Here is a 1,040-nt window from a genome sequence, read left to right as displayed (position 1 = left end):
GCACCGACATTCACCTATGGAAGTTAGCCATGCGCTACCGAGACTGGACAACCCGTCTGAACGACGTGATCAAGGCCGCCCAAGAGCGGCCTTTTTCATGGGGCGAATTTGACTGCTGCCTGTTCGCCGCGGACTGCACGGCGGCGATTTGTGGTGTCGACCCGGCCGAGAACTATCGCGGCAAGTACACGACCGAGACCGGTGCCAAACGGCAATTGAAAAAGCAGCACGGCAGCCTTGAGGCTGCGTGGGACACCCATTTCGCCAGAGTGCCGCTGACGTTCATCCAGCGCGGCGACGTGGTGATTTACGACGCGCCCGGCGGCCGAAGCATGGCTGTTTTCTGGGCTGGTGATTATTGGGCAACAACCGACGACGGCGCAGCCCGTGTTGTATGCGAGCCATTGGCCGCGTGGAGGGTTGAATGAGCGGCGGTGTAAAAAAACTTTCTCAAGTTGTCGTCGGGGCTGTCATTGGTGGCTTTCAGGGCGGTCCGTGGGGCGCTGTCGCCGGCGCTGCGCTGGCCTTCTACGCTGCCGAGCAGCAGGAAAAGCTCAACACCAAGTCACCGCTGCGCGACAACGAGCCGTCGGCGCAGACCGTGCGGTCTTCGAAGGCGCCAGTTCGCTTCATCCTCGGCCGCGTTTCCACCGGCGGCGTGTTGGTCTGGGCACAAGAGCAGCCAGGCGCCCAAGGTGAGGGCGAGTGGCTGCACCTGGTGTACGTTTTGTGCGAAGGCCCGATCGCTGCGCTTGAAAACATCTACCTCGGCGAGGAAGAGATCGGCAGCTACGGTGCGCAGGCGACGTATGAGCTGGTGGTCAACCCGACTCAGGTGAACGCCTTCCTGAAGGCCAATTGCCCAGACTGGAAGGACAGCCAGATCGGCCGGGGCCTGTCATTCGTTCGAGTTTCGCTGCAATACAGCGCAGAGAAATTCCCGTCAGGCATTCCGGATACCCGTTTCGTGGTGCGCGGCCGCAACGACGTGTACGACCCGCGCACCGGTACCGCGGTTTACAGCGCCAATACCGCGTTAC

At 61.6% G+C, this 1,040-nt stretch carries 1 protein-coding gene and 1 pseudogene; both read left to right on the top strand.

The genetic code is table 11. The features are described from left to right. Window positions 1-29 precede the first annotated feature (29 nt). Window positions 30-428, top strand: coding sequence for a DUF6950 family protein (locus tag L6D63_RS28370; protein ID WP_236170513.1), 399 nt, complete (start codon window positions 30-32; stop codon window positions 426-428). Continuing rightward, window positions 425-1,040 (top strand): annotated as a pseudogene (locus tag L6D63_RS28365) (host specificity protein J); the annotation flags it as partial. The gene L6D63_RS28370 and the pseudogene L6D63_RS28365, both read left to right, overlap by 4 nt.

Origin of the sequence: Pseudomonas parakoreensis (assembly GCF_021602155.1) — a bacterium.
Lineage (GTDB): Bacteria > Pseudomonadota > Gammaproteobacteria > Pseudomonadales > Pseudomonadaceae > Aquipseudomonas > Aquipseudomonas parakoreensis.
This window is presented reverse-complemented; position numbering and strand designations above follow the sequence as displayed.